General features: G+C 75.2%; 22 protein-coding genes and 1 tRNA gene. 17 read left to right on the forward strand and 6 right to left on the reverse strand.

The window, feature by feature from the left end; genetic code table 11:
* Positions 1 to 21: 21 nt before the first annotated feature.
* Positions 22 to 1,899 carry a molecular chaperone DnaK gene (dnaK, locus tag CHC04_RS04375; protein WP_089402710.1) on the reverse strand — a complete coding sequence of 626 codons (1,878 nt, stop codon included), beginning with the start codon at positions 1,897 to 1,899 and terminating at the stop codon, positions 22 to 24.
* Between the two features lie 459 nt (positions 1,900 to 2,358).
* Here dnaK and CHC04_RS04380 point away from each other — a divergent pair, with 459 nt between their 5' ends.
* From CHC04_RS04380 to CHC04_RS04395, 4 genes are all read left to right on the forward strand, one after another.
* Positions 2,359 to 3,231 carry a hypothetical protein gene (locus tag CHC04_RS04380; protein WP_245816986.1) on the forward strand — a complete coding sequence of 291 codons (873 nt, stop codon included), beginning with the start codon at positions 2,359 to 2,361 and terminating at the stop codon, positions 3,229 to 3,231.
* Positions 3,232 to 3,639: 408 nt separating this feature from the next.
* On the forward strand, positions 3,640 to 5,931 hold the full coding sequence (locus CHC04_RS04385; RefSeq protein WP_089402712.1) for a (Fe-S)-binding protein: 2,292 nt from the start codon (positions 3,640 to 3,642) through the stop codon (positions 5,929 to 5,931).
* A gap of 101 nt (positions 5,932 to 6,032) precedes the next feature.
* Positions 6,033 to 7,004, forward strand: coding sequence for a DUF389 domain-containing protein (locus CHC04_RS04390; protein WP_089402713.1), 972 nt, complete (start codon positions 6,033 to 6,035; stop codon positions 7,002 to 7,004).
* A 67-nt stretch (positions 7,005 to 7,071) separates the two neighbouring features.
* A complete protein-coding gene (locus tag CHC04_RS04395; RefSeq protein ID WP_089402714.1) occupies positions 7,072 to 8,349 on the forward strand; it encodes an MFS transporter in 1,278 nt (425 codons plus the stop codon).
* Here CHC04_RS04395 and dcd read toward each other — a convergent pair.
* A complete protein-coding gene (gene dcd / locus CHC04_RS04400) occupies positions 8,315 to 8,905 on the reverse strand; it encodes a dCTP deaminase (protein WP_089402715.1) in 591 nt (196 codons plus the stop codon). The two genes, CHC04_RS04395 and dcd, sit on opposite strands and share 35 nt — an antisense overlap.
* A 144-nt stretch (positions 8,906 to 9,049) precedes the next feature.
* On the opposite strand from dcd, the gene CHC04_RS04405 reads away from it, so the two are divergent.
* The 11 genes from CHC04_RS04405 to CHC04_RS04460 all read left to right on the forward strand — a co-directional run bounded on the left by CHC04_RS04405 (position 9,050) and on the right by CHC04_RS04460 (position 21,227).
* On the forward strand, positions 9,050 to 9,628 hold the full coding sequence (locus CHC04_RS04405) for a PAS domain-containing protein (RefSeq protein WP_217897174.1): 579 nt from the start codon (positions 9,050 to 9,052) through the stop codon (positions 9,626 to 9,628).
* Position 9,629: 1 nt separating this feature from the next.
* Positions 9,630 to 10,574: a methyl-accepting chemotaxis protein gene (locus CHC04_RS04410; RefSeq protein ID WP_089402716.1), complete on the forward strand. Its 945-nt coding sequence runs from the start codon at positions 9,630 to 9,632 to the stop codon at positions 10,572 to 10,574.
* Positions 10,575 to 10,721: 147 nt separating this feature from the next.
* Positions 10,722 to 13,424 (forward strand): ATP-binding protein, encoded by a 2,703-nt coding sequence (locus CHC04_RS04415; RefSeq protein ID WP_245816987.1) that lies wholly within the window; start codon positions 10,722 to 10,724, stop codon positions 13,422 to 13,424.
* A gap of 58 nt (positions 13,425 to 13,482) precedes the next feature.
* A tRNA-Gly gene (locus CHC04_RS04420) sits at positions 13,483 to 13,553 on the forward strand.
* A gap of 384 nt (positions 13,554 to 13,937) precedes the next feature.
* On the forward strand, positions 13,938 to 14,537 hold the full coding sequence (locus CHC04_RS04425; RefSeq protein WP_176449828.1) for a TetR/AcrR family transcriptional regulator: 600 nt from the start codon (positions 13,938 to 13,940) through the stop codon (positions 14,535 to 14,537).
* Positions 14,534 to 16,303: a CocE/NonD family hydrolase gene (locus tag CHC04_RS04430; RefSeq protein WP_089402719.1), complete on the forward strand. Its 1,770-nt coding sequence runs from the start codon at positions 14,534 to 14,536 to the stop codon at positions 16,301 to 16,303. The genes CHC04_RS04425 and CHC04_RS04430 overlap by 4 nt, the downstream gene beginning before the upstream one ends.
* 654 nt (positions 16,304 to 16,957) lie before the next feature.
* Positions 16,958 to 17,152: a hypothetical protein gene (locus CHC04_RS04440; RefSeq protein WP_089402721.1), complete on the forward strand. Its 195-nt coding sequence runs from the start codon at positions 16,958 to 16,960 to the stop codon at positions 17,150 to 17,152.
* Positions 17,153 to 17,347: 195 nt separating this feature from the next.
* On the forward strand, positions 17,348 to 18,088 hold the full coding sequence (locus CHC04_RS04445; protein ID WP_089402722.1) for an alpha/beta fold hydrolase: 741 nt from the start codon (positions 17,348 to 17,350) through the stop codon (positions 18,086 to 18,088).
* Between the two features lie 112 nt (positions 18,089 to 18,200).
* The gene (locus CHC04_RS04450) at positions 18,201 to 19,016 is read left to right on the forward strand and encodes a putative protein N(5)-glutamine methyltransferase (RefSeq protein ID WP_089402723.1); all 816 of its coding nucleotides are present in this window, start codon (positions 18,201 to 18,203) and stop codon (positions 19,014 to 19,016) included.
* Between the two features lie 61 nt (positions 19,017 to 19,077).
* On the forward strand, positions 19,078 to 19,530 hold the full coding sequence (locus CHC04_RS04455) for a universal stress protein (protein WP_089402724.1): 453 nt from the start codon (positions 19,078 to 19,080) through the stop codon (positions 19,528 to 19,530).
* On the forward strand, positions 19,527 to 21,227 hold the full coding sequence (locus tag CHC04_RS04460; protein WP_089402725.1) for a sensor histidine kinase: 1,701 nt from the start codon (positions 19,527 to 19,529) through the stop codon (positions 21,225 to 21,227). Before CHC04_RS04455 ends, CHC04_RS04460 begins: the two co-directional genes overlap by 4 nt.
* Positions 21,228 to 21,246: 19 nt before the next feature.
* Here the strand turns inward: CHC04_RS04460 and CHC04_RS04465 are convergent, their stop codons facing one another.
* From CHC04_RS04465 to CHC04_RS04480, 4 genes are all read right to left on the reverse strand, one after another.
* Entirely contained in the window at positions 21,247 to 21,888 is a 642-nt protein-coding gene (locus CHC04_RS04465) for a response regulator (protein WP_089402726.1), read from the reverse strand.
* A 68-nt stretch (positions 21,889 to 21,956) separates the two neighbouring features.
* The gene (locus tag CHC04_RS04470) at positions 21,957 to 22,985 is read right to left on the reverse strand and encodes a type III polyketide synthase (RefSeq protein ID WP_089402727.1); all 1,029 of its coding nucleotides are present in this window, start codon (positions 22,983 to 22,985) and stop codon (positions 21,957 to 21,959) included.
* A 40-nt stretch (positions 22,986 to 23,025) separates the two neighbouring features.
* Positions 23,026 to 23,802, reverse strand: coding sequence for a methyltransferase domain-containing protein (locus CHC04_RS04475; RefSeq protein ID WP_176449829.1), 777 nt, complete (start codon positions 23,800 to 23,802; stop codon positions 23,026 to 23,028).
* A complete protein-coding gene (locus tag CHC04_RS04480; protein ID WP_089402728.1) occupies positions 23,802 to 24,143 on the reverse strand; it encodes a DUF3140 domain-containing protein in 342 nt (113 codons plus the stop codon). The genes CHC04_RS04475 and CHC04_RS04480 overlap by 1 nt, the downstream gene beginning before the upstream one ends.
* A gap of 91 nt (positions 24,144 to 24,234) precedes the next feature.
* Here CHC04_RS04480 and CHC04_RS04485 point away from each other — a divergent pair, with 91 nt between their 5' ends.
* Positions 24,235 to 24,813: a DUF6328 family protein gene (locus tag CHC04_RS04485; protein ID WP_245816989.1), complete on the forward strand. Its 579-nt coding sequence runs from the start codon at positions 24,235 to 24,237 to the stop codon at positions 24,811 to 24,813.
* Positions 24,814 to 24,847: 34 nt separating this feature from the next.
* Positions 24,848 to 25,996: a PfkB family carbohydrate kinase gene (locus tag CHC04_RS04490; protein WP_089402729.1), complete on the forward strand. Its 1,149-nt coding sequence runs from the start codon at positions 24,848 to 24,850 to the stop codon at positions 25,994 to 25,996.
* The last annotated feature ends 227 nt before the right edge of the window (positions 25,997 to 26,223 follow it).

The raw sequence follows: 26,223 nt of genomic DNA on the forward strand, positions 1-26,223 counted from the left end.
GCGGCTGCTCGTCCCCCTGGCTCATCGGCGGTCGCTGTCCTCGTCGACGATCTCGGCGTCGACGACGTCGTCGTCACCGGTGGGCGCCGAGGCACCCGGGCCGCCGGCCGCGCCGGGCGCACCGTCACCGTCACCGGTGCCGGCGGCGCCGGCCTCGGCCTGCTGGGCGTAGAGCGCCCCGCCGACCTCCTGCGAGACGCGGGCGACCTTCTCCTGTGCCGACTTGATCGCGGCGATGTCGGAGCCGCCGAGGGCGGAGCGCAGCTCGGTCAGGGCCTCGCCGAGCTCCTCCTTCTTGTCGGCCGGGATGCGCTCGCCGTTCTCGGCCAGGAACTTCTCGGTCTGGTACTGCAGCGACTCGGCCAGGTTGCGGGTCTCGGCCTCCTCGCGGCGGCGCTTGTCCTCCTCGGCGTGGGCCTCGGCGTCGCGCATCATCCGCTCGATGTCCTCCTTGGGGAGGGCCGAGCCACCGGTGATGGTCATCGACTGCTCCTTGCCCGTGCCGAGGTCCTTGGCGTGGACGTGCACGATGCCGTTGGCGTCGATGTCGAAGGCCACCTCGATCTGCGGGACGCCACGCGGCGCCGGCGGCAGACCGGTCAGCTCGAACATGCCGAGCTTCTTGTTGTACATGGCCATCTCGCGCTCGCCCTGGAAGACCTGGATCTGCACCGACGGCTGGTTGTCGTCGGCCGTCGTGAAGATCTCGGAGCGCTTGGTCGGGATCGTGGTGTTGCGCTCGATGAGCTTGGTCATGATCCCGCCCTTGGTCTCGATGCCCAGGGACAGCGGGGTGACGTCGAGGAGCAGGACGTCCTTGACCTCGCCCTTGAGGACACCGGCCTGCAGCGCGGCGCCGATGGCGACGACCTCGTCGGGGTTGACGCCCTTGTTGGGCTCCTTGCCGCCGGTCAGCTCGCGGACCAGGTCGGAGACGGCCGGCATGCGGGTGGAGCCACCCACCAGGACGACGTGGTCGATCTCGCCGACGGAGACGCCGGCGTCGCGGATCGCCTGGTTGAACGGCGCGCGGGTGCGGTCGAGCAGGTCCTGGGTGAGGCGCTGGAACTCCGCCCGGGTCATCGTGACGTCGAGGTGCAGCGGGCCCTCGGCGCCGGCGGTGATGTAGGGCAGGTTGACGTTGGTCGACTGCGCGCCGGACAGCTCGATCTTGGCCTTCTCGGCGGCCTCGCGGAGCCGCTGCATGGCCAGCTTGTCCTTGGACAGGTCGATGCCGTTCTGGGCGTTGAACGTCTGCACCAGGTGCTTGACGATCCGCTCGTCCCAGTCGTCACCGCCGAGGTGGTTGTCACCGGCGGTGGCCTTCACCTCGATGACGCCCTCGCCGATCTCGAGCAGCGAGACGTCGAAGGTGCCGCCGCCGAGGTCGAAGACGAGGATCGTCTGCTCGGTCTCGCCCTTGTCCAGGCCGTAGGCCAGCGCGGCCGCGGTCGGCTCGTTGACGATGCGCAGGACGTTGAGGCCCGCGATCTCACCGGCCTCCTTGGTGGCCTGGCGCTGCGCGTCCTCGAAGTAGGCCGGGACGGTGATGACCGCGTCGGTCACCGGCTCGCCCAGGTAGGTCTCGGCGTCCCGCTTGAGCTTCTGCAGGATGCGGGCGCTGATCTCCTGCGGCGTGTAGCGCTTGCCGTCGATCTCGCCGGTCTTCCAGTCGGTGCCCATGTGGCGCTTGACCGACCGGATGGTGCGGTCGACGTTGGTGACCGCCTGGTTCTTGGCCGACTGACCGACGAGGACCTCGCCGTTCTTGGCGAAGGCGACGACCGAGGGCGTGGTGCGCGAGCCCTCGCTGTTGGCGATGACCGTCGGCTCGCCGCCCTCCAGGACGGTGACGACGGAGTTGGTGGTGCCGAGGTCGATACCGACCGCTCGTGCCATGGAGCTGGCTCCTCTTCCGTGTGCGTGCGGGTGCTGTGCTGGGTCGTGTGGCGAGCTGGTGTCCGCCTTGCGCGGGGTCCACTCAACTTTCCTGCCCACCCTAACGGCACGCCTCGCGCCGGTGTTCCCGGGGTCACCACGACACGTCTCCGTGACTCGGGTCACAGGGGTCCGGGCCGGCCCGCGCACGATCACTTCCCACCGTCCTCACCGCGCGGTACCCGACCTCGCGCTACGGGACGAGGTCGCGCACCACCCGGTGAGTCCAGATACGGCCCGCTCGTCCACGGATCGCGACAGGACGCCCACCGGGGCGGGTCCCGTCACCACGCTGGCCCGGTGCACCCCGTTCTCCGAGCCGCAGCCGAACGCCAGGGGGGCCTGCTCACGGCCCTGGATGCCCGCCGGGCGGGATACGGGCACGACGAGATCCGGTCCCTGCGCTCCACCGGGGAGTGGGTGCGACTGCAGCGGGGCGTCCACACGACGGCGGAGCGACCGGCCCGCCTGGGCGGCCGTCCCCACGCCGTCGACTGCCTCGCCACCCTGCTGTTCCTCGACCGGCCCGGCGCCGTCGTCAGCCACGGCTCGGCCGCGCGCCTCCTCGGCCTCCCGGTGTCGGACGGCCTGGAACGGACGGTCCGGCTCACCGATCCGGACCAGTGGCGCAGGGGCTCGACCTTCCGGATGAACCGCGCCCCGTTGGACGCCGACGAGGTGGTCCGGCGCGGCCCCCTCCGCCTCACGTCACCGGCTCGCACGCTCGTCGACTGCGCCCGGGAGTGGGAACTCGAGCACGCCGTCGTCGCGATGGACGCCGCTCTGCTCGCCGGGGCGACGACAGCAGGCGAACTGGTGCGCGTCGCCGCCGCGCAGCACTGCTGGCGGGGCACACCCAGGTCCCGGCGCGCCGTCGGGCTGGCCGACGGGCGCGCCGAGTCACCGCTGGAGACCCGGGGCCGCCTGCGGCTCGTCGGGTCGGGCCTGCCGGCGCCCGAGCTGCAGGTCGAGATCCGCAGCCAGGGTCGCCTGGTGGGGGTCGTCGACGCCTGGTTCGACGGCGCCGCCGTCGCGGTCGAGTTCGACGGCCGGGTCACGTACACCGACCCGTGGCGCGACCGCACGGCGCGGCAGGTCCTGTGGGAGGAGAAGCGGCGCGAGGACAAGCTCCGCGCTCTCGGCACCCGCGTGGTCCGGATTGTCGACGCCGACCTCGGCGACCGCTGGCCGACCCTCGCCGCGGAGGTCGCGGCACTCCTGGCCATCCCGGGGCCGGCGGTCCGACGCTTCACCGCGACTGCGCGGGCACGGGGCCGGCGACGGTCGGCCTGAGAGCCCTCACCGTGTGGTGCCCGACCTCGCGCTGCGCAGTGAGGTCGGGCACCACACCGCGCGGACACGCGCCGGGGCCGACACCCCGGGTGAGGACCGTCACTGTCGCTGCCGGCGCCCTCCCCGCGGCGACGCACCCGGGGACGGCCGACGCAGCGAACGGGCCGGTCGACCCCACGGCGGGTGGGCGGTGAGCACCGTCGACGGCGCCGGAGGAGGGCGCGGCGCCCCGGGTTACCGGCGGGTAACCTGTGCTCGCGCAGCTATCGTGCTGGGTCGCGTGGGCACAGGCGCCCGCGCGCGATCCGCCGCCGGTCCGCAGGCCGGTCGACGACGGCGGCGAGACCCCTCTCGCACCGTCCGTGCGGACCGACCAACCGACGCCGCCTGGCGTGGGGAGAGGGAATCATGACGGGCCCCCTGCAGGTCGTGCTCGGCACGATCAGCGTGCTGTTCCTCATCGTGGCGGTCGTGCTGGCCTACCGGGCGGTCCGGGCGATGGTCCGCATCATCCGCACCGGCCAGCCCGACAGCACCCGCTTCGGGCCCTTCGGCCCGCGGATGAAGACACTCCTGGTCGAGTCGCTCGGCCACACCCGGATGCTCAAGTGGTCGGCCATCGGCGCCGCCCACTGGTTCGTGTTCGTCGGCTTCTACGGCCTGTTCCTCACCCTGGTCGAGGCCTTCGGCGAGGTCTGGAACCCGGCCTTCCACCTGCCGCTGATCGGCGAGTGGAGCCTGTGGAACCTCTTCGCCGACGTGATCGGCACCGGCACGATCCTGGGGATCCTCTACCTGATCTACCGGCGCCAGAAGGACCACCCGCGCCGCCAGGGCCGCGCGAGCCGCTTCGCCGGCTCCAACGAGGGCCGCGGCTACTTCGTCGAGGCCGTCGTCCTCGTCGTCGGCGTCTGCATCCTGCTCATCCGCGCCCTGAAGATCTCCTCCGACCTCACCGAGGCGCCGGCCTGGTCGCACCCGGTCTCGGGCCTGCTGGCCACCGTGCTGCCCGACAGCCCGGACCTGCTCAGCGTCGTCGCGTTCGTCAAGATCGTCGTCTCGCTGGTCTGGCTGGTCGTGCTCGCTCGCACGCTCAACATGGGCGTGGCCTGGCACCGCTTCAGCGCCTTCCCGAACATCTACTTCAAGCGGCAGGACGACGGCGGCGTCGCCCTCGGCCCGCTGCAGCCCATGACCTCGAACGGCAAGCCGATCGACTTCGAGGACCCGGGCGAGGACGACGTCTTCGGTCGCGGCAAGATCGAGGACTTCACCTGGAAGGGGATGCTCGACTTCACCACCTGCACCGAGTGCGGGCGGTGCCAGAGCCAGTGCCCGGCCTGGAACACCGGCAAGCCGCTGAGCCCGAAGATGGTCGTGATGGACCTGCGGGACCACCTCTACGCCAAGGCCCCGTACCTGCTCGGCGCGAAGACGGCGAGCGAGACCGCCCCGGACTTCGACGTCCTCAAGCCCAGCGACGAGCAGGTCTGGGCGTCGGGCTACGCCCGCATCGAGGGCACCAACGACGCCCAGGCGCACCGCCCGCTGGTCGGCACCCTCGAGGAGGGCGGGGTCATCGACCCCGACGTGCTGTGGAGCTGCACCAACTGCGGCGCCTGCGTCGAGCAGTGCCCGGTCGACATCGAGCACGTCGACCACATCGAGGACATGCGCCGCTACCAGGTCCTCATCGAGTCCAACTTCCCGTCCGAGGCCGGCGTGATGCTGCGCAACCTCGAGAACCGCGGCAACCCCTGGGGCGTGAGCCCGAGCACCCGCGAGGACTGGATCAAGGAGATGGACTTCGAGGTGCGGATGGCCGACGGCCCGCTGCCCTACGAGGTCGAGTACCTGTTCTGGGTCGGCTGCGCCGGCGCCATCGACGACCGCGCCAAGAAGGTCACCAAGGCCGTCGCCGAGCTGCTGCACACCGCCGGCGTCGAGTTCGCCGTCCTGGGCTCGGGCGAGACCTGCTCGGGCGACCCGGCCCGCCGCATGGGCAACGAGTTCGTCTTCCAGATGATGGCGCAGGAGAACGTCGAGACCCTCAACGGCGTCTTCGAGGGCCGCGTGCCGGGCACCCGCAAGATCGTCACCACCTGCCCGCACTGCTTCAACTCGCTGGGCCGGGAGTACCCGCAGGTCGGCGGCGAGTACGAGGTCGTGCACCACACGCAGCTGCTCAGCCAGCTCGTGGAGGAGGGCCGGCTCACGCCGGTCACCCCGGTCGACCGCAAGGTCACCTACCACGACCCGTGCTTCCTCGGCCGGCACAACAAGGTCTACACGCCGCCGCGGGAGATCCTCGACAGCGTGCAGGGCCTCTCCACCCAGGAGATGCACCGCTGCAAGGACCGCGGCTTCTGCTGCGGCGCCGGCGGCGCGCGCATGTGGATGGAGGAGAAGATCGGCAAGCGGATCAACGTGGAGCGCACCGAGGAGGCCCTCGGTCTCGACCCCGACGTCATCTCCACCGCCTGCCCGTTCTGCATCACGATGCTGTCGGACGCCCTGACGTCGAAGAAGCAGAACGGCGAGGCCGCCGAGCACGTCGAGGTCCTCGACGTCAGCCAGATCCTGCTGCGCTCGATGGCGCCGGTCGGCACCCCGGGCACCGAGCACGGCACCGAGGTCGGCACGTCCGACGACGACGTCGCCGGCACCGGCTCGGCCGCGACGGGACACGGCCAGGCCTAGCCGGCCGCACCCGCACCACCCGACGGACGCCGCCGGTGAGGATCGCCTCACCGGCGGCGTCCGCCGTCTGCGGGGCCGTCTCCTCCGGTAGAACACCGCGCGTGCTCCTCCACCTGCGGGTGACCGTGCCGCCCGACCGCACCGACGACGTCCGGGACCTCTTCGACCGCTGCCCCGGCACCGCCCACCTCGCCGTGCTCCCCGGGGCCTCGGTCAGCCCGGCCGGTGACCTCGTCCTCGCCGACGTCGCCCGCGAGTCCGCCGACGCCCTCGTGGCCGGGCTGCGTGAGCTGCACGTCGACCGCGACGGCGGGATCACCGTCGAGGCCGTGGACACCGCCGTGTCGGCCAGCGCCGAGCGGGCGGAGGAGGCCGCGCCCGGTGACGGGTCCGACGCCGTCGTGTGGGAGCAGGTGGTGCGCACGACGGCGGCCGACTCGTCGCTGTCGGTGTCCTACCTGTCCTTCCTCACCATCGCGACGCTGCTGGCCGCCGTGGCGGTGGTCAACGACTCCGCGGTCCTGCTCATCGGCGCGATGGTGCTCGGGCCGGAGTTCGCCCCGCTGGCGGGACTGGCCGTCGCCCTCGTCCACGGCCGGCGCTCGGTCGCGCGGTCGGCCGGCCGGGCGCTGGGGGTCGGCTTCCTCGTGGCGATCGCGGTGACGACGGTGGTCACGCTGACCGGCCGGCTGCTCGGCTGGTTCGGCCCCGAGGTGCTCACCATGGCCCGGCCGCAGACCGTCTTCATCACCGAGCCCGACCACTGGTCGCTGGTGGTCGCGGTGCTGGCCGGCATCGCCGGCGTGCTGTCGCTGACGTCGGCCAAGAGCGCCGCCCTGGTCGGCGTCTTCATCTCGGTGACCACGGTGCCGGCGGCAGCGGACATGGCGGTGTCGCTGGCCCTGGGCAGCGGCGGCGAGTTCGCCCGCGCGGCGCTGCAGCTGGGCATCAACCTCGTGGGCATCGTCGCCGCCGCCGTGGTGACGCTGGCCCTGCAGCGGGTGCTCTGGCGCCGGGTCCCGCAGATCGTCCCGCGGGTGCAGACCACCGCCCGCACGGAGCTGCGCGCCTGACCGGCGTGACTGGTTGCACAGTGCACCCGGTTGCGGGCGGCGACCCGGTGGGGCGCACCATCGAACGGTGACCCGCACGGCCGCCGCTCCCCCGTCCGCCCCGGACGCCACCCAGCGACGCCGGGGGCTGGTGCTGGTCGCCGTGGCGATCGTCCTCACCGCGGCGAACCTGCGGACGGCGGTCAGCTCGGTCGGGCCGGTGCTCGCCGAGCTCGAGGCCGGCCTCGGCGTCTCCAGCGCCGCCGCCGGCGTCGTGACCACCATGCCGGTGCTGTGCTTCGCCCTCATCGGCTTCGCCGGCCCCCCGCTGGCCGCCCGGTTCCCCGACGGGCACGTGCTCGCCGGCGCGCTGTCGACCATGGCCGCCGGGCTGGTGCTGCGCGCCGTCGTCGACTCCTTCCCGCTGTTCCTCGTGGGGACGGCGCTGGCCATGGTCGGCGGGGCGCTGGGCAACGTGCTGCTGCCCGGCCTGGTCAAGCGCTGGTTCCCCGAGCGCACGGGCCTGCTGGTGGGCGCCTACAGCGCGAGCATGGCCATCGGCGGCGCGGTCGCGGCGGTGAGCACCGCACCGATAGCCGCCGCGCTGGGGCAGGACGGCTGGCGCTGGGCGCTGGGCATCTGGGCGGTGCTCGCGCTGGCCGCCGCGCTGCCCTGGCTGGTCACCCCGCGCCGGCCGGGCGCCTCGCGCGGCAGCCACCGGTCGGTGCGCATGGCCCCGCTGCTGCGCAGCCCGCTGGCCCTCACCCTCGCCGCCTTCTTCGGCCTGCAGGCGACGCAGGCCTACGTGGTGATGGGCTGGTCGGCCCAGTACCTGCGCGACTCCGGCCTCAGCGCGGCGACCGCCGGCCTGCTTCTCGGCATCAACTCGATCGTCGTCATCCCCGTCAACGCGGTCGTCCCCTCCCTCACCGTGCGGCAGCGGTGGCAGCGGCCGCTGCTGCTGGGGTTCATGGCCTGCTACGCCGTGGGCTGGACCGGGCTGTGGCTGGCGCCGCGCACGATGCCGTGGCTGTGGATGAGCGTGCTCGCCGTCGGCATGGGGACGTTCTCCATGGTGCTCACGCTGCTGGGCCTGCGCGCCCGGACGCCGGAGACGGTGTCCGCGCTCTCGACGGTCACCCAGGGCTGGGGCTACGTCCTCGCCGGCGCCGGCCCGCTGCTGGTCGGTGTGCTGCGCGGGGCCACCGGCGGGTACGGCGGCATGTTCGTGCTGATCGCCGTCGCCACCGTGGGCCTCACCGTCACCGGGTGGCTCGTCACCCGGGACCGGTTCGTCGACGACGAGGTGCCCGGCTGGTCGCCGGCGGCGGTCAGTCCTGCGGCCGCCGGGTCTCCGCGCGGGTGAAGTTGCGGAAGGACCGCGAGGGCGTCGGGCCGCGCTGGTCCTGGTAGCGGGAGCCGTAGACCGCCGAGCCGTAGGGGTGCTCGGCCGGGCCGGTGAGCCGGAACAGGCACAGCTGGCCGATCTTCATCCCCGGCCACAGCGTGATCGGCAGGTTGGCCACGTTGGACAGCTCCAGCGTGATGTGCCCGGAGAAGCCGGGGTCGACGAAGCCCGCCGTGGAGTGCGTCAGTAACCCGAGACGGCCCAGGCTCGATTTTCCTTCCAGTCTCGCTGCCAGGTCGTCGGGGATGGAGACCACCTCGAGGGTGGACCCGAGCACGAACTCGCCCGGGTGCAGCACGAACGGCTCGTCGCCGTCGGGCTCGACCAGCGTGGTGAGGTCGTCCTGCTGCTGCGCGGGGTCGATGTGCGTGTACCGGGCGTTGTTGAACACCCGGAAGTAGCGGTCGAGCCGGACGTCGATGCTCGACGGCTGCACCAGGCCCGCGTCGTGCGGCTCGATGCCGAGCCGCCCCTCGGCGATCGCGGCGCGGATGTCGCGGTCGGACAGCAGCATGGCGCGGAGTCTAGGGAGGCGGCCGCGCCGGCTCCGCGGACTGCCCGCCGGGACCTTGGTCCCGACCTGCACCGCTCGGATCGCGTCCCGGCGGCGCGTGCCGATACCCGGGTGCACGACCGATCGACACAGGAGGACACCGCGTTGCTGGACACCCACCCCCGGACCGCGGTCCCCCGTCCCCGCCGGACCGCCGTGCGGCCCACCGGTGAGGAGCGGTCCTTCGGCGCCGACGAGCTCATCGTCTCCAAGACCGACGGCCGCGGGGTGATCACCTACGCCAACGACGTCTTCCTGCGGGTCGGCGCCTACTCCCTCGACGAGGTCGTCGGGCAGCCGCACAACCTCATCCGGCACCCCGACATGCCGCGCGCGGTGTTCTCGCTGCTGTGGGACACCCTCGCCGCCCGCCGCGAGCTGTTCGCCTACATCCAGAACCTCGCCGCCGACGGCGCCTCCTACTGGGTCCTCGCGCACGTGACGCCGTCCTACGGCCCCGACGGCTCGGTGGTCGGCTACCACTCCAGCCGGCGCCGGCCCTCCCGCCGGGCGCTGGACCGCGTCCGCCCGCTGTACCGGCAGCTGCTCGCCGAGGAGCGCCGGCACCCGACCGCCCGCGCCGCCGTCACGGCGTCCTCGGCGCTGCTGCACCGGCTCGTCGCCGAGCAGGCCGCGTCCTACGAGGACCTCGTGTGGTCGGTCATCAGCCAGGAGGAGGACTGACGTGGGACGCACCCGCACCGACGCAGCGGAGCTCGAGGTCTTCCGCGCGTTCGTCCGCCGGCTGACCGAGACCTGCGAGGCGGCCGCCCGCGGCGACCTGGAGGCCCGGGCCGTCCCGGTCCCCGGCTCCGAGGCCGTCCCCGACCTCGTGGCGCTGCAGCACGGTGTCAACCGGGCCCTCGACGTCAGCGACGCGTTCGTCCGCGAGTCCCGGGCCGCGCTGACCGCCGCCGCCGAGGGCCGCTACCACCGCAGCGTGCTCCGCACCGGCCTGCAGGGCGCCTACCGGCAGGCCGCCACCGACATCAACACCGCGCGCGACGCCATGCGCGCGACCGCCGCGCGGGTGACCGACGCGCAGACCTCGCGGCTGCGGCTGGCCGACGACTTCGAGTCCGTCGTCCTCGCCATGAGCGAGCAGGTCGCGACGGCGGCGACGGAGATGAGCGCCTCGGCCGCGGGCCTGACGACGGCGTCCTCGGCGGCGACCGGCGCGGTCGGCGACGCCTCGGCCACGCTGACCTCCCTGACGCGCACCTCCGCGGAGATCCGCCAGGTCATCGCGCTCATCGAGTCCGTCGCCGCGCAGACCCGGCTGCTGGCGCTCAACGCCACCATCGAGGCGGCGCGGGCCGGCGAGGCCGGCACGGGCTTCGCGGTCGTCGCCTCGGAGGTCAAGGACCTCGCCGACCAGACGGCGCGGGCCACCGAGCGGGTGACCGCGCAGGTCGAGGCCATCCGCGCCGCCTGCGACGAGGTCACCGCCGTCATCGGCTCGGTGGGCACGACGGTGGGCGAGATGAACGGCCTGGTGGACGGCATCGCCGCGGCGGTCGACGGCACGGCGTCCCTGGGCGCCGCGGGCACCGACGTCACCGGCCTGTCGCAGATGGCCGAGCGGCTGCGGTCGGAGGCCACCGGGTTCCTGGCCGAGATGCGCCGGTGAGCGGGCACCCCGCCCGGGGGACGGACCCGGCGGACACCCAGCCGCCGGATGTACCGTGCACGCAGTCGGTGGCCGGTGCGGCCACCAGGTCCTGACGCCGCCGTGGGCTCCCCCCTGCGCCGGCGCCGCCGTGTCCGGGAGGTGTGCGTGGCCCCGGAGCCCGCCGTGGGGACCGGGGCCCGCGGCACCGGGGCGCCGGCCGCCGAGGACGTCTTCGCCGGCGGCAGCGAGAACGGCCGGCTGATGGCCGCCCTGGACTGGGCCGCGACACCGGTCGGGCCGGTGGACACCTGGCCGGCGAGCCTGCGCTACGCCATCCGCACGGTGCTGGTCTCGCGGTTCCCGATGATCCTCACCTGGGGGCCGCAGTACACCCAGTTCTACAACGACGCCTACGCCACGCTCATCGGCGCCAAGCACCCCGGCGCCCTGGGCGACGACCTGCGGATCACCCTCGCCGAGGGCTGGGCCGCCCTGCAGGACCCGGTCGAACGGGCGATGGCCACCCGCGAGGCGTCCTGGATCCCGCAGCTGCTGCTGCTCCTGGAGCGCGCCGGGTACCGGGAGGAGACCTACTTCACCGTCTCCCACGCCCCGGCCTTCGGGGACGACGGCGAGGTCGCCGGCATGCACGCGGTGTGCACCGAGGTCACCGGCCAGGTCGTCGCCGAGCGGCGGCAGCGGCTGCTGCACGAGGTGGCCACCGCCGCCGGCCGCCGCGAGGACGAGCGCGACCTCGCCGTCGGCGTCTGCGCGGCGCTGGCCACCGACCCGCTCGACGTGCCCTTCGCCGCGGTGTACCTCACCGAGGACGGCGGGCCGCGCCTGCGGCGGGCGGCCACGGTCGGCGTCGACCCCGGCCTGCTGCCCGAGGCCGCTCGCGGGGTCGGGCACCTCGGCGACGCCGCCGTCGCCGGCCTCGGCGTCAGCGGCGGGCCGTTCGGCGACCCGGTCACCCAGTCGGTGGTGCTGCCGCTCACCGGCGGCGCGGGCCGCGAGCCGGTCGGCGCGCTGCTGGTCGGCGTCAGCCCGGCCCGGGCGCTCGACGAGGACCACCGCACCTTCCACGAGCTGCTCGCCGGGCAGGTCGCCGGCGCTGTCGTCGACGCGCGCGCCTACGCCAGCGAGCGCGCCCGCGCCGAGGCGCTCGCCGAGCTCGACCGCGCCAAGACGACGTTCTTCGCCAACGTCAGCCACGAGCTGCGCACCCCGCTGACGCTGCTCCTCGGCCCGATCGCCGACGCCCTCGCCGAGTCCGGCGCGGACCTCCCCCCGGCCGTCCACGACCAGCTGACCCTCGCGCTGCGCAACGGCCAGCGGCTGCAGCGGCTGGTCAACGACCTGCTGGAGTTCGTGAGCATCGAGGCCGGGCGGACGGCGCCGGTGCGGGTGGCCACCGACCTCGCCGCCGACACCGCCGAGCTGGCCGGTGTGCTACGCGCGGCCGCCGAGCGGGCCGGGCTGACGCTCACCGTCGACTGCCCCCCGCTGGGCCGGCCCGCCGCGGTCGACCCCCGGATGTGGGAGAAGATCGTCCTCAACCTGGTCGCCAACGCCGTCAAGTACACGTTCGTCGGCGGCATCACGGTGGCCCTCACCGCCGAGGACGACGACGTGGTGCTGCGGGTCTCCGACAGCGGCGTGGGCGTCCCCGCCGCGGAGCTGCCGTACCTGTTCGACCGGTTCCACCGGGTCGCCGACTCCCCCGCGCGCAGCCGGGAGGGCACCGGCCTGGGCCTGGCCCTGGTGCGCGAGCTCGTCGAGCTGCACGGCGGGACGGTCGCGGCGGAGAGCCGGCCCGGCGAGGGCAGCACCTTCACCGTCCGGCTGCCCTCCGGCGAACCGGACACCGACGCGGCTCCCCCGCCCACCACGGCCCCGGTGCGCGCGGCCGCGCTGACCCCGTGGGACGACGACCTCGGCTGGCGGGCCCGGACCGCCGACCCGGCCGGCCCGCTGGGCACGGTGCTCGTCGTCGACGACAACGCCGACATGCGCGCCTACCTGACCCGGCTGCTGTCGCCGTCGTGGGTGGTGCGGACGGCGGCCGACGGCACGCAGGCCCTGGCCGACGCGTCCGCCGCCCCGCCCGACGTGGTGCTGACCGACGTGATGATGCCGGGGCTGGACGGCTTCGCGCTGCTCAAGGCGCTGCGCGCGGACCCCGCCACCCGGGCCGTGCCGGTCGTGATGCTCACCGCGCGGGCCGGCCAGGAAGCGGCCGTCGAGGGGTTCGACGCCGGTGTCGACGACTACCTGCCCAAGCCGTTCGAGTCCGCCGAGCTGCTCGGCCGGCTGCGGGCGGTGCTCGAGCGCGCCCGGGGCCGGCGGGAGGCCGGGCCACCGCCGGCCACCGCGGCCGCTCCGCGGCCGGGCCCGCCGGCGCCCCCGCCGCCCCGCCCCCGCACCGGTGGGCGGGCCGGGCTGTCGTCGGTCCCGCCGGCACCTGCCGGGGCCTGGCAGGACGGGCGCGGCGTGCGGCGGACCTGGCGGTTCCCGTCGCGGGCGAGCTCGATCCCGCCGCTGCGGCGCCGGCTGCGGGCGCTGCTGGCCGAGGCCGGCCTGGACGACGAGCGGGCCTACGACCTCGTGCTGGCCGCCTGCGAGGCGGCCACCAACGCGATCGAGCACGCCCAGCACCCCACCGAGCCGGTGATCGAGGTCCGGGTGGCGGTGGGCGACGGCGAGGTGGAGATCGCGGTGCACGACACCGGTCAGTGGCGGGAGCGGACGTCGAGCATGGACCGTGGCCGCGGGTCGATGCTGATGAGCGCCGTCGCCGACGTCACCGCCGTCCCCGGCCCGGCCGGCACCACGGTGACCATCCGCAGCCCCCGCCCCGAGGGGTGACCGGGCCTGACCGACCGCCGGTCGGCCTTGCTACGCTGAGCGCGGCCTCCGGGCCACCGCGGGTGTAGTTCAATGGCAGAACATCAGCTTCCCAAGCTGACAGTGCGAGTTCGATTCTCGTCACCCGCTCCGCATAGAGCTCCAGCGACCTGTAGAGACACGAAGTAGCCGACGACCGTCGAGTCGGTGCCAGTTGCACCCTCGTGTGCCCCAGCTGCGAGCCGCCGGGCCCGGAGGCTGATCGGTCATCGGCGATGCGCCGAGAGGCCGGGCCCGCAAGGAGCGGCCCCAGGAAGTCGGTCGCCTTCGCTCGCACCACGCCCATGGTCGGCTGACCACGGTTCAGCACGCCGGGCCGACCGGCATGTGCAAGACCCGAGGTCTGCAAGCCCGCCGCCCGAGACCGGAGTCGTGTGGCTGCCACCCGAGCACCATGGCACGCCGGTCTCTCATCCCTTGTGGATCGGAGTCGTCGGTCACATCCTGGTAGGTGGACCAACCGGGAGGATGACCGTGTCGGCCAAGCGGGAGGCGATCGTGGCGGCAGCGCTCGACGTCATCGAGGAGGACGGGCTCAGCGGCTTCACCCAACCGCGGGTCGCTCGGCGCGCTGGGCTACGCCAGAGCCATCTCACCTACTACTTCCCCACCCGTGCCGACCTGCTGCTCGCTGTCGCCGAGGAGGCGGTGCGCCGACGGATCGAGGCCCTGCGTGTGGCGGTGTCGGCCGAGGATCCTGCGGCGAAGGTCGCCGGACTCGTCGAGGTGCTCGTCGACCTGCGTCAGGCGCGGATCCTGACTGCGCTCACGCAGAGCGCCGACACCGACCCGGGCGTACGCCGTGCGTTTCGCGCGCTGGGCGCCGGCATCCCTCCGCTCGGCGCCGCGCTGCTCGAGTCCTTCGGCGTGGAGCCCACAGAGGCCTCACTCACCCTGCTGCAGACGACCTCCACCGGGATCGCCGTCCTCGCCCTGGCCACCGGTGGGGAGTCCTTCCGTGACCGGGCCGAACAGATCCTCATCCAGATGATCAGCGGGCTCCTCGCCGAGCAGCACCGCACCGGACCCGCCACCACCCACCGCAGCACCGACGCACGGGAGGCATCGCCATGACCTCGCACGTCCCTCTGAAGGGCTCCACCGCCGGCCGGCAGTACGCCGGCTGGGAGCCGCGAGCCGTCGCGATGGCCGGCCTCGGCGACCGTGTGCTGGCCGACCAGCGCGTCCCGGTCGCCGATGGCGCGGAGTTGCACGCCGACGTCTACACCCCGCGCTCTCCGGGCCGGTATCCGGCCGTCGTCTCCTTCGGTGGGTACGCCACGGAGACGGCCACGGCGGGCATCCCGACGGGGTCGAACGAGATCGGCTCGCCGCCGGTGTTCACCGACCGCGGCTACTGCCCCGTCATCGTCGAGCGCCGAGGGATGGGGCGATCGACCGGCGAGCAGGTGATGTTCTTCGACCCGCAGGACATCGACGACCACGAGGCGGTGATCGCCTGGGCGGCCGAGCAGCCGTGGTGCAACGGAGAGGTCGTGCTCTTCGGCACCTCCTACTACGCCGTGTCCCAGCTCAGCGTCGCCGCGCGCAAGCCGCCGGCGCTCAGGGCGCTGTTCTGCAACGAGGTGTCGACCGACCTGTGGCGCCACCTGGTCCACTTCGCCGGCGTGCCCGCCTGGTTCTTCACCAGTCTCTGGATGGGCGCGAACTACACCCAGGAGAACTACGACCAGCGCCTGTCACCGGATCGCCGCGCGCTCGTCAGCCACATCACCAACGGACCGCTGCACCCCCTGCTCGAGCGGCTGGTCCACCGCAGGGTGTCGGGGATGTTCGAGTCCTTCGAGCACGCCACGCCCGTGGAGTTCATGCGGCGGATCTACGCGGCCTGGATGTTCGACGAGAAGACGCGCGCGCAGGCGACGATCCCCGAGGGCCCGACCGCCACGCTCGGCGACGTCGAGGTGCCGTTCACGGTCGTGCAGAACCTCGGGTACTTCAACCTGCACCAGTTCGGCTGCTACGACCTGGTCGCCAACGCGGGGACGCCCGCCGACTCCCGGTGGCTGATCCTCGCCCCGCCGGCCTACGACCTGCCGGTCTACTCGTGGCAGGGTGAGGCGCTCGCGTTCTTCGACCACGTCCTGCGAGGCACCGACAACGGCTACGCCGAGCAGCCGCACGTGCGCTATTGGGTCGAGGGCGCCGAGCGCTTCGAGACCGCCGAGGACTTCCCACCCGCCAGCGGCGACGTCCGGCGTCTCCATCTCGGTGCACCCGGCGAGGACGCCACGACCCACCGGCTGAGCCGGGACGTGACGGCCGAGGGCACCGGCTCCTGGGTGGCGGTCCCCCTGGGGCTGCCACTCCTCGGCGGCTTGGACGAAGTGGCCGACCAGACCCTGGCCTTCGACCTGCCGGTCGAGCAGGACACCCAGCTCGCAGGTCCGATCACCGCACGGCTCACCTACAGCTGCAACGAGATCGACTCCTACGTCGTGGCACGACTGTCCCGGCTCGACGCCGCCGGGGAGCGCCACCAGCTCTCACTCGGCGCGATCCGCCCGGTGTCCCGCACGGAGGAGGTGGAGCGGAGCACGCCGCTGGAGATCGCCATCGACGCCGGGCGCCGCGAGCCCCTCGTCCCGGACGAGCCGGTCGTCCTCCGCTTCAGCCTGACTCCCGGGCCGACGTTGCTGCGCCGCGGCGACACCCTGCGGCTCGAGCTCGCCAGCCGGATCGACCTGCTCCGCAAGGACCCGAGCGAGGGCTACGCCCAGTTCGACATGCCGGTGCCGCCGTACCCCTGCCGCAACACCGTGCACTTCGGTGGGGACAGCTGGGTCGAGGTCACGGAGGTGCCCCTCTCGACCGGCTGACCACGCGACTGGAGGTCGACGGCCGGTGCGCTGTGGGCTGGTGTCGCGTGAACAGGGGACGGTGAGGCTGTGGAACACCTCATCGGCGCATCAGGGAGGCATTGGGTGTCCAGGTGGTGTCCGCGGATCGACGGACCAGCCTGGCGAGCTGAAGACCAAGGGGTCGCGCCATCTGCAGGCGACCGTCACCGGGCCGGGGTCTGCGCGGAGGAGGCGCCGCTGCGCCGGAGCGTGCTGGCCGACCACCGGCGCCTGGCGGCCGAGGTGCCCGGCGTGGTTCGGGGTCGCGGTCTCCGCCCTCCGGGTCGAGGGCGGCCGGGTGGTGGAGGTCGACACGTCGGCGGGCCGCGTCCCGGCCCGCGCTGTCGTCCTGACCGCGGGTGCCGGCACGCCCGGGCTGTGCGCCCCGCTCGCGGTTCGACCTGCCGGTGGCACCCTCACCGGCGCTGCTGGTGCGCCTGACCGCTCCTCCCGGCCTGGTCCGCACGCTGGTCGCCACTCCCCGCCCGGAGGTCCGCCAGGCCGCGGGCGGTGACCTGCTGGTGGCCCGGGACCTCGACGGCGGGACCACCCGGGAGGACCTGCGGCTCGCCGGGGAGGAGGCGCGGGAGCCGATCGCGGCCACCTCCACCGGCGCGGACGGCGTGCGGCCGGGTGGGCACGCGACCGGTGCCGGCCGACGGGTCCCCGGTCGTCGGCCCCGTGCCGGGGGTGGCCGTCGTCCACCTGGCGGTCGTGCACTCGGCCCTCACCCTGGCCCCGGTCGTCGGGCGGCTGGTCGCCGCGGAGGTCGTCTGCGCGTCGACGCCGTCGAGCTGCGCGCTGCGGCCGGTCCGCCTCCTCGCCTGAGTCAGATGACTCACCCCGTCCGCGGACGGCGGTCTCGTCCCTCCTCCGGGCCGGTCCCCGGCGCGGGCCGGTCGCCGCCCGCGGGCAGCGCGTCCCGGGCGCCTGGGGCGACGGGCGCAGAGTCGAACGACCGATGCCCGGCTCCCGAGCGGTCCCCAGGCTCGTCCCCGTCCGTCGATCCAGGAGGAGACACCCATGACCCAGGCATCGTCCGCCACCGGCTCGGCTCCCACCGTCGCGCTCGTCCACGGCGCGTTCGCCGACAGCGCCGGCTGGAACGACGTCGTGGCGCAGCTGCTCGCCGCGGGTGTACGGGTCCGGGCCGTCTCGAACCCGCTGCGGGGCATCGAGTTCGACTCCGCCTACGTCGGCAGCGCGCTCGGCCAGATCCCCGGCCCCGTCCTGGCCGTCGGCCACTCCTACGGGGGCGCCATCATCACCAACGCCGCGCTGAGGGCGGGCAACGTCGTCGGCCTCGTGTACGTGGCCGCCTTCGCCCCGGACGAGGGCGAGGCCCTGCAGGAGATCGAGGCCGACTCCAAGGACAGCGTGCTGGACTCGGCGCTGCAGCAGTGGCAGTACCCGGGCGAGGGCGGGCAGACCGAGGTCGAGTTCGCCATCGACCCCGAGCAGTTCCACGACGCGTTCGCCGCCGACGTCTCCGAGCAGCAGGCGCGCGTCATGGCCGCGACCCAGCGCCCGATCTCCGCCCGTGGGTTCAGCGAGCGCACCGGCACCCCGGCGTGGCGCAGCCTGCCCTCCTGGGCGGTCGTGGCGACCGGGGACCGCGCCGCCGGCAGCGACGTCGTGCGCCGCATGGCCGAGCGGGCCGGGGCCACGATCACCGAGGCCGAGGGCTCGCACGTGATCATGGTCAGCCGGCCCGAGGTGGTCACCGACGTCGTCCGGCAGGCGCTGGCCGCGCTCGCGACGTAGCCCGCGGGACCGGGCCGTCGCGACCCGCCCCCGTCGCGACGGCCCACCCGGCGGCACGGGCACCCGGGCCGGGGTCCAGAGTGGGCGGGTCCCCCCACCCCCGGAGGCTGCGCTGCCCGTCGAACTCCCGCCCGGCGCCCTCGCCGACCTCGTCGCCCGGCTCCGCTCCGCGGGCTGCGTGTTCGCCGAGGACGAGGCCCGCCTGCTCGCCGGGGCAGCCGCCGGTCCCGCCGAGCTCGCCGCCTGGACCGCCCGCCGGGTCGCCGGCGAGCCGCTGGAGCACCTCGTCGGCGCGGTCGTGTTCTGCGGGCTGCGGGTCGCGGTCGGCCCGGGCGTCTTCGTGCCCCGCCAGCGCACCGCGGCGCTGGTCGCCCGGGCGGTGGCGGCAGCCCGCGCCGTCCGCGGCCACCGGCCGGTCGCCGTGGACCTGTGCTGCGGCTGCGGCGCGGTCGGGCTCGCGCTGGCCTCCGCCGCCGACCTCGCCGAGCTGCACGCCGCCGACGTCGACCCCGCGGCGCTGCACTGGGCTCGTCACAACCTCGGCCCGGTCGGCGGGACCGTGCACGGCGGGGACCTCTACGACGCACTGCCCCGCCGGCTGCGCGGCCGCGTCGACGTCCTGGTCGCCAACGCCCCCTACGTGCCCACCGCCGCGGTCGGCCTGCTCCCGCCCGAGGCCCGGCTGCACGAGCCGCACAAGGCCCTGGACGGCGGCGGCGACGGGCTGGACGTGCACCGGCGCATCGCGGCCGGCGCACCGGACTGGCTGGCGCCCGGTGGGGTGCTGCTGGTGGAGGTCGGCGAGGACCAGGCCCCGGTGCTCGCCGGGGTGCTCGCCCGCGCGGGTCTGCAGGCCGGCACGACCCCGCCCGAGGAGGACGGGACGACGGTGGTGACCGGCGTGCTGACCGGCCATCCGTCCGGATGAGTTCCGTTGACCGGGCCCTTGGGCCCTGTCCGATCGGGCAGGAGCCGGTCAGTATCCGGGTATGGCCGCCGATCCGCCCGTCGAGCCGATCCGGCTGTTGCCCCTCCTGCCGCGCCGTCCCGGGCCGTCGTTCGTGGTCGACGTCGACGGGTCCCCGACCGGGCACCGCGCGCTCGTCTGGGCGCTGCGCGAGGCCGCCCGCCGCGAGGGCACCGTCCTCGCCGTGGCCGCCGTCGACCCGCCCGCCGATGACCCGCTGCCCGGTCAGCGCCCCTCCGACGTCGACGCCCGCGAGGCCGCCCTCGCCCGGGCCGACGCCGCGGTGGTGCGGGCCATCGCCGAGACCGGCGTGAGCGGTCGCGTCCGCACCGTCGCGGTGGACCGGTCGCTGCTCGACGCTCTGAGCACCGCCGCCCGCGGGGGCGACCTGGTGCTCGTCGGCTCCGGCGGCCGGACCCTCCTGCGCCCGCTGGCACCGCGCTTCCCCGGTCGTCGCCTCGCCTCCGGCGCGTGAGCGCTCGCCCACCACGCCCGGCCTCCTCCGGACGGGCCCTGACCCCGCCCGATCCCGGGGACGTCCCCGCCGGCGAGCCCGCCCTGGCCGCCGCCGTCCGCGCCGTCGCCGCCGGTGGCCGCCTGGAGGCCACACTGCACGCCATCGTCGAGGCCGCGGTGGCCCGGGCGGACGCCGGCTACGGCGCCCTCGGGGTGCTCTCCCCCGACGGCCGGCGGGTCGACCGCTTCGTCATCGTCGGCATGGACGACGCCACCCAGTCGCGCATCGGCCGGCCGCCCGCGGGCGCCGGGATCCTCGGCCTGCTGGTGGACCGGCCGATCCCGCTGCGGCTCGACGACCTCGGCGCGCACCCGGCCTCGGTCGGCTTCCCCGAGGGGCACCCGCCGATGGCCTCGTTCCTGGGCGTCCCGGTGCGCGTCCGCGACGAGGTCTTCGGCAACCTCTACCTGACCGAGAAGCGCTCCGGCGGGTCGTTCACGCCGGCCGACGAGGAGGCCGTCCTGGCGCTGGCGGCGGTCGCCGGGCTCGCCATCGAGAACGCACGGCGGGCCGAGGTCGCCGAGCGGCAGCGGGCGTGGGTGCAGGCGGCGACGGAGGTGTCCACCGCCCTGCTGTCGGGCAGCGCGCTCGAGGAGGTCCTGCAGACGCTCGTGCACCGGGCCGCCGACCTCAGCGACGCCGACGGTGCGGGGCTGCTCGTCCCGGCCGAGGACGACCGGAGCTCGCTGACCATCGTCGCGGCGACGGGTCCGGCGTCGGCCGACCTGGAGGGCGTGCGGGTGCCCCTGGAGGGCACCCACGTCGGCCGCGTCCACCGCTCGGGCCGCGCCGAGCTCCTCGACGACGTCCGCTCCGGCCCGGGGCCGGGACGGCGCGCCGAGGTGGCCAGGGAGCTGACCTCGGGCGCGCGCTCGGCCGCCGTCGTGCCGCTCGGCCCGGCGGTCGGGACGCTCGTGTGCCTGCGCGCCGCGGACCGGGAGCCCTTCGACGCCGAGGTCCTCGACGCGCTCGCCGCGTTCGCCGCGCAGGCCGCGGTGGCCCTGGAGCTGGCCCGCAGCCAGCGCCGCGAGCGCCAGCTGCAGGTCCAGGCCGACCGCGAGCGCATCGCCCGCGACCTGCACGACCACGTCGTCCAGCGCATCTACGCGACGGCGCTGAGCCTCGACCGGGTCGCCCGGTCGCTCGGGGAGGTCGACCCCTACGCGGCCCGCCGCGTGGAGCGCAGCGTCGACGAGCTCGACGAGACGATCACCCAGATCCGCTCGGCGATCTTCGAGCTGCACGACCGCGAGGACCCACCGGCGGCGCTGGGGCAGCGGCTGACCGAGGTCGTCGCCCGGGTGACCGAGGGCTCCGGCGTGCAGCGGCGCGTGGAGCTGCGCGGCGACGTCGACGGGCTGTCCCGCGCGCTGTCACACGACCTGCTGGCGGTGGTGCGCGAGCTGGTGAGCAACGTCGTGCGGCACGCGGCGGCCACCCGGGTCCGGGTCACCGTGGACGCCGGCTCCGTGCCCGGGGACGACGTCACCGCCGTGGTCGCCGACGACGGGCGGGGGCTGCCCGCGGTCCCCGTCCGCAGCGGCCTGGCCAACCTCGAGGAGCGGGCCCGGCGCCGCGGGGGCACGCTGACCGTCGCCGGCGACCGCGGTGGCACCGTGGTGACCTGGCGGGCGCCGCGCACCGGCGGGAACTGACCGCGGCAGGCCCGGCCGGTCAGCCGCCGGGGCGCCGGCCGCGCAGCTCCGTGGCGAGGATCGCCGCCTGCGTGCGCCGTTCGAGCCCGAGCTTGGCCAGCAGGTGGCTGGTGTAGTTCTTCACCGTCTTCTCGGCCAGGCCCATCCGGTCGCCGATCTGCCGGTTGGTCAGCCCCTCGCCGATCAGCCCGAGCACGGTGCGCTCCTGCTCGGTGAGCCCGGCCAGCCGCCGGTCGGCGCCGTCCCGGGACGGGCGGCCGGGGGCGGCGACGAGCGTGCCGCCGGCCGCGACCGTGTGCACGGCCGACACGAGGTCGGCCCCGCGGACCTGCTTGACCAGGTACCCGGCCGCGCCGGCGGCCAGCGCCGCGGCCACCGCGTCGTCGTCGGCGTAGCTGGACAGCACCAGGCAGCAGCAGCCCGGCACCCGCTCCCGCAGCGCGCGGACGACGTCGGCGCCGTCGCCGTCGGGCAGCCGCATGTCGACGATGGCGACGTCGGGCCGGACCGCCGGGCCGCGGGCCAGCGCCTCCGCGGCGGTGCCGGCCTCGCCGACGACGACCAGCGCGGGGTCGTCCTCCAGCAGCTCGGCGACGCCGCGGCGGACCACCTCGTGGTCGTCGACGAGGAACACCCGGATCGAGCGCGGGACAGCGGCCACGGGCGCCTCCCCTCCCTGACCGTCTCGGCGGTCACAGAGGGTAGCGCCGACGCGGCCCCCGCGGGGCGTCAGGCGGGCAGGAGCAACGCTGCGTACAGGGTCAGTCCCGGACCGAAGGCCATGGCCACCACCGGGCCGTCGACGTCGGCCAGCTCCTGCAGCACCAGCAGCACGGTGGCCGACGAGCAGTTGCCGTGCTCGGCGAGCACCCGGCGGGATGCGCCCATCTGCTCCTCGGTGAGGCCCAGCTCGTCCCGGGCGACGTCGAGGATCCGCGGGCCGCCGGGGTGCACCGCCCAGCCGGCGACGTCCTCGACCCGCAGACCGGCCCCGTCGAGCAGCTCGGCGACCACGTCCCCGACGTGCCGGGACAGCACGTCGGGGACACGGGGGGACAGCCCCATGCGGAAGCCGAGGTCGGTGACGTCCCAGGTCATGTGGTCGGCCGTGGACGGGTCGGTCCGGGCCACCACCCCCGCCAGCCGCCGCCCGCGCCCGGCGCCGGGCTCGACGACGACGGCCGCGGCGGCGTCGGAGAACAGCGCGTGCGCGACCACCTGGTCGAGGTCCCGCTGCGCCGGCTGCACGTGCAGGCTGGTCAGTTCGCAGCACAGCAGCACCGCCGGGCGGGAGCGGGCGGTGACGAAGTCGCCCACCGCCGCCAGGCCCGGGATCGCGGCGTAGCAGCCCATGTGCCCGACCAGCAGGCGCTGCAGCCCGGGCGGCATGCCGAGGTCGCTGGCCAGCCGGATGTCCAGGCCCGGGGTGGCGTAGCCGGTGCAGGTGGCGACGGCGAACAGGCCCACGTCGCCCGGGGCGAGCCCGGCGGCGTCGAGCGCCCCGGCGACCGCCTGCTTGCCCAGCGGCAGCGCCTCCTGGACGTAGCGGGCCATGCGCGCGCCGGTGCCCCACGAGCTGAGGTCCTCGTCGACCGGGTTGGCCACCGCGTGCCGCGTGCGCACCCCGGCGCTGGACCAGATGCGGCGGGCGGCGCGGACGCCCTCGTAGTGGCGGGCGAAGAAGCCCTCCCACGCGGCGTCCTGGTCCAGCGTCGTCGGCAGCGCCGCACCGGCCCCGGTGAGGACCGCGGCGCTCACCCGCGCGGCCCCGGGACGAACGGGCTGCTCACGTGCGGGGTCACGACCCGACCGTACGACCGGGGGTCGCGACCCGCTCCCGGAGGGGTGGTCCGCCGTCCGGCGGCGCCTCACGCTTGCGGCCGTACCCGGCGAAGATGACGGCCGTCGTCGGCAGCTCCCGCATCCGGACGACGTCGCGACGTCCCCGGCGCCAGGCGACGACGTCGCGCACCGACGGCCGCAGCCCGACCAGCCGCAGGTCCAGCCCCAGCCGGTCGGCCGCGGCCAGCAGCCGCCGCCGGTCGACGAAGAGGGCGGGGTCGTGGATGCCCGGCGGCGGCCCGCCGGGCAGCCGCTCGGCGATGCGGACCGCGATCACCTCGGCCAGCCGGGTGGCGGCGATCGCGTCGAGGACGAGCGTCCCGCCCGGGCGCAGCAGCCGGGCCGCCTCGGCCAGCACCGCCACGTCGTCGTCGACGTGCTCGAGGACCTCCCCGGCGACGACGACGTCGGCGCAGCCGTCGCACAGCGGGACCGCGAGCACCGAGGCCCGCACCGGGAGGACCCCGTGCCGGGCGGCGACGGCGAGCCCGGCCGCCCCGAGGTCCACCCCGACGTGCCGGTAGCCCAGCCGGGCGGCGTACGGCGCCATGAGCCCGCCGCCGCAGGCGAGGTCGACCAGCAGGGCGCCGGGGCGCGGCGCGGGCGGGATGTGTTCGGCGCGCGAGGCGGCGAACCAGTGCAGCATCGCGAAGCCGCCGGAGGCCTCCCACCACTGGTCGGCCAGCGCGTCGTACTGCGCCGGGTCGTTGCGCCGGGGGTCGTCGATGCGCATCACTTCTTCAGCGGGTCGTGACCCCAGTTCATCAGCGAGTACCGCCACCTCGACGTCTCGACGTCCTCCTTCTGCGGCTCCTGGGCCAGGTGCCGCCGGACGTAGCCGTGGACCTTGCGCATGTGCGCGTGGTCGTCGTCGGTGAGGTCGCCCTCCTCCGCGCGCAGCAGCTCGACGATCCGGCGGCCGGACTCGTGCCCCGTCGACTCCCCCGACCCGCCGCTCCTCTGCCCGACCGACTGCGACTCGTCGGTCTGCAGCCACCTCTCCAGCTCCGCGGCGCTCATGTTCACCGCCTCGTCGAACTCCCTGCGGACGGTGTCCCTGTCGTCGTCGGCCACGGCTCCTCCTCGGTCGCGTCCCCGGGGGCGGTACCTCCGCGCCGACCTCGGGAAACGGGTGGCGGGACGCCGGCTCGGGTACGGCGTCGGGATGACCCGGGACGGGACGGCGACGCGGGAGGGGCGGCGGCAGCCGCCGGTGCCGGCCTCGGCACTGCGCAGCGCCGAGGCCCGTGGCGAGACCGTCGACCAGCTGCTCGACCGCAACCTCGCCGAGCTGCTGCAGGAGCTCCGGGTGGCGATCACCGGGGTGCAGGTGCTGTTCGCGTTCCTGCTCGGCCTGGCCTTCACCCAGCGCTTCGCCGACCTCGACGGCTTCGCGCGCACCGTCTACACCGTCACGCTGCTGGCCACCGCGCTGGCCACGGTGCTGCTCATCGCGCCGGTCTCCTTCCACCGGCTGGTGTTCCGGCGGCGGCTCAAGGCCGCCCTGATCGTGGTGGCCGACCGGATGCTGGTGGCCGGCCTGGCGCTGCTGGTCCTCGCCATCAGCAGCGGCGTGCTGCTCGTCCTCGACGTCGTCCTCGGGCGCGGTCCGGGCATCGTGGCCGGCGCGGGGGTGCTGCTGGTGGCGACGGTGACCTGGTACGGGCTGCCGGTGTGGGCCCGGCGCGCGTCCGCGGCCGGGCACCCCGACCCGCCGGAGCCGGGGAGCGGTTCCGCAGGATGAGGAGCCCGCTGTCCCGCGTCCCCCGGGGGTCCCCGTGTCCGTCACCGTCGTCGGCAGCCTGAACGAGGACGTGCTGGTCGCCGTCGAGCGGCTGCCGGGACGCGGCGAGACCGTCGTCGGCCGCGGCGCCGTCCTCGCCGCCGGCGGCAAGGGCGCCAACCAGGCCGCCGCCGCCGGCCGGCTGTCGGCCGCGGCGGTGACCATGGTCGGCCGCGTGGGCGACGACCCGGCCGGGGAGCGGCAGGTGGCCGCGCTCACCGGGGCGGGTGTGGACACCGCACTGGTGCGGCGCACCGCGGGCACCCCGACCGGCTCGGCGACGATCCCGGTGGAGGACGACAGCGGGGAGAACCTCATCGTCGTGGTGCCGGGCGCCAACGCCGCGCTGACCCCGGCCGACGTCGACGTGCCCGCCGTGCGCGACGCCGCCGTCGTCCTGCTGCAGCTGGAGGTGCCGCCGGCCACGGTGCAGGCGGCCGCGGAGGCCGCGTCGGGGACGGTGGTGCTCACCCCCGCGCCGCCGGTGCCGCTGCCGCCGGCGCTGCTGCGGCGGGTGGCGGTGCTGGTGCCCAACGAGCACGAGCTGGCCGCCCTCGCCGGCGCCGGCCCGGGCGCGCGCTCCCCCGCGGAGCTGGCCGGGCTGGCCCGCACGCTCGGCCTGCCGGCGGTCGTCGTGACGCTCGGCGCGCGGGGAGCGCTGGTCGTGCCCGGCGACGGGCCGGTGTGGCTGCAGGCGCCGCCCCCGGTCGAGGCGGTCGACACCACCGGTGCCGGCGACTGCTTCACCGGCGCGCTGGGCGCCGCCCTCGCCCGCGGTGCCGAGCTGACCACCGCGGTGCGCGAGGCGGTCGCGGCCGCGGCGCTGTCGACCACCGGAGCGGGCGCGCGCGCCGCGCTGCCGGACGCCGGCGCCGTCCGCGACGTGCTGCCCCGGGTGCCCGCGGCCGTTCCGGTCGGCCGGCCGGGTTCGACGCCGCCCCCCGCTGGGCAAGGCCCCGGTGACACCGCCCCGAGACCCGAGGAGGACGCCGTGACCGAGCCCGAACGGCCGCCGCGCACGCCCGAGCGCGCGGAGGGCGACCCCGGCGACCAGCAGACCGACGACGGCCGCACGCCGCGCGCCGAGGACCCCGCGGAGGGCTCCGACGTCGGCGGCGAGGGCGCGGACACGCCCGGCCCCTGACGGCGGGACGGACCGGTCCGGTCCGCGCCCGCCGGGATCAGGTGACCTGATCGTGGGGCGTCCTCCCTCGCGGTGTGCGGTGAGGGAGGACGCCCGCGGTGAGGGAGGACGCGCGGCGGCCCCGTGGCCCGCCGGGGCGCAGTCACAGCGGTCCCACCGCCCACCACCGTCCCGAACTGCGCGTTCGCCCCTCGGCACCCAGGAGCGAGCAGTCGTGCGGGAGATCC

The organism is Geodermatophilus saharensis (assembly GCF_900188205.1).
GTDB lineage: Bacteria > Actinomycetota > Actinomycetes > Mycobacteriales > Geodermatophilaceae > Geodermatophilus > Geodermatophilus saharensis.